This window comes from Treponema zioleckii, from assembly GCF_014737315.1.
GTDB classification, from domain to species: Bacteria; Spirochaetota; Spirochaetia; order Treponematales; family Treponemataceae; genus Treponema_D; species Treponema_D zioleckii.
Genome location: NZ_JPUF01000129.1, coordinates 1 through 2296, shown reverse-complemented (window position 1 = coordinate 2296; position 2296 = coordinate 1). Strand labels below are relative to the sequence as shown.

Below are 2296 nucleotides of genomic sequence, written 5' to 3'. Positions count from 1 at the left end.
GAATTTGATGACGTGAGAGATGCTATGTATTTTCTTAGGGGAAATTATTATCTTGAAAGAGGAAATTATGAATTAGCCCTTAAAGATTATGATACTGCAATTTCATTAAATCCCTCTAAAGGAATTTATTATTTTAACAAAATAAAAATTTACAGACTTGTTAGCAAATCTGCGAATAAAACGGACAAAAGAAAATATGAAAAACTTATTAAAAAAAATATGAAACTTATAAAAGAAAAAGATCCCGACTTTAACAAATAAGTTAAAAATATTCCAGGAGAAATAATTAATGCGAAATTTCTTTTTGTTTGTTTTATTTGTGAGTGTCTCAGTTGTTTTTGCAAATGAGAGCGCAGACATAACTGATGTGCTAGAATTGTATAAGAAAAATGAACGAGAGCAAGCTTTTGATATGGCTCATCGAATTCTTGATAGTGAATTATATCTTGAAAGTGAAAAATACATTTTAATGGGATTCTTGTCGGATATTTTCGTTTCTGAAAAAAATTATGCAGATGCAATCGATTATGCTGATAAAATGATTGAAATGAAGCCTGAACTTGACAAAGGGTATTATTTGAAAGGTTTGGGATCATGGTATTTGCATGACTATATTTCTGCAGTTAAGGCCCTGTCTAAGGCCATAGATATTGCTCCAAATAAAAAGCAATATCATTTTATACGTGGATATATAAACTATGATTTGTTTAAGGATTGCTATATTCGAGAGAAAGACGGTGAGAAAAATGATGATTATTATTCGGCACTTTCTTTATGTATTGATGATTTTTGTGATGAAGTAAGAATTGATAAGAGGAACTATCATTCTGTGTATATGTTAGGTCTTTTGATGGGAATGTATATGGATGAAAAAACTTCTGACGGAAAAAAAGCACTTCAACTGAGTATATCTTTGTTGAATAAAGCGATTGAAATGAATCCAAATTTTATAGATTCATATTTTGTTCTTGCTTTAATTTATGGATCCGAAAAAAATTATAATATTGAACTTGCGTATTATAACGCAAATAAATATATTGAGTTGCTTGAGAATACGAATTCTAATTCAACATTGGAAAAATCTCACGAATTTGATTCAAGTGTCTATAATATGTATACAATTCGTGGGGACTATTATCGAGAAAATAAAAAATATGAATTAGCGTTAAAAGATTACGAGATTGCGATTTCTCTAAAACAATCTTTAGGTATTAACTATTTTAATAAAATAAGAATTTACCAAAAGATGATAAAAACTGCGAATAACTCTGCTAAGAAAAAGTATGAAAAACTGATAGAAGAAAATGAAAAATCGATTAAGAAAAACGATCCTTCATTTGATTTGCAGAAAGACGAAAAGATGATTGATGAATATGAAAAAGCACGTAGAAGTGGAATCCCTATTGAGTATCATGAGTTTAGTGTTGGTATGGAAAATTAATATGCTATAAATTTTGCTCTTCTGTGTAGCGTTTTATTCGTAGAATTGTTTCGTCCGCAAGCTCTGTATTGACCAAGGCCACCGGCAGCTTCATCTCTTCCGGGGGAGACTGGAAGGCTGTGAAGTCTGACCTCAACTCGTTCTCGGACTGGGGCGGCATAATCGCGAGCACCGCGGCATTGGGAATTAAAATAAACAGTTTAGTACTCAATTATTTCATCGAATTTCTCACATTCTGATTTCGGTACCCATTTCGTCCATTCTTCATATCCCGTATGTTTAAAACCGTTTGGTTCCCATTCAAGGCTCAAATCACTGGCACCGACAAATAATTGAATTTGTTCTTCCGTTTCTTCGTAATAGTAATATGATTTCCCTTCATATCGAACCATAGGTGTTGATTTATATACTCTTTCACATTCAGATCTATCTACAGTTTTACTATATCCATCAAAATCTTCAGAAAAACCATCCTCATATTTATCTGAGATTAATATTATCTTTCCTTTATAAAAACTGCATTCATAAGTTTTTCCTTCATATTCTGCTATCATTTTTTTACTCCACTGTATACCACTTATTTCTATGTCTCACAGCTACTAATTTAGGATTTTCAGCATTTCTACCTAACTCATAAATAGCAGCACCATCTTCAATTGTACAAAATTCTTTTTCCTTTGTATAAACCACATTCGAATTCTTCTTTATTATAAATAGCTTTCATGTTGGCCTCCAGGCTTATTTTTGCAATAAGCCTTTATATTGCAGCATTAATCCGGATTTTATACAGTGCTTTGTCAGAATCGAAAAAAAAGGAAGTAGTGGAAAGATGTCGATGAATCTTAATTGAAAAAA

General features: G+C 31.4%; 4 protein-coding genes. 2 read left to right on the top strand and 2 right to left on the bottom strand.

Annotated elements, in window-relative coordinates; translation table 11 throughout:
• Together JI65_RS16770 and JI65_RS16765 are read left to right on the top strand one after the other, a co-directional pair.
• Positions 1-261 (top strand): tetratricopeptide repeat protein (locus JI65_RS16770; protein WP_207106107.1); only part of this gene is annotated, 261 nt, incomplete at its 5' end.
• Positions 262-289: 28 nt separating this feature from the next.
• Positions 290-1441: a tetratricopeptide repeat protein gene (locus JI65_RS16765; protein ID WP_191018309.1), complete on the top strand. Its 1152-nt coding sequence runs from the start codon at positions 290-292 to the stop codon at positions 1439-1441.
• Between the two features lie 200 nt (positions 1442-1641).
• Here the strand turns inward: JI65_RS16765 and JI65_RS16760 are convergent, their stop codons facing one another.
• Positions 1642-1995: a hypothetical protein gene (locus JI65_RS16760; protein ID WP_191018308.1), complete on the bottom strand. Its 354-nt coding sequence runs from the start codon at positions 1993-1995 to the stop codon at positions 1642-1644.
• Positions 1996-1999: 4 nt separating this feature from the next.
• Complete coding sequence (locus JI65_RS17620; RefSeq protein WP_277950613.1) at positions 2000-2131, bottom strand: hypothetical protein; 132 nt, start codon at positions 2129-2131, stop codon at positions 2000-2002.
• Positions 2132-2296: the final 165 nt, after the last annotated feature.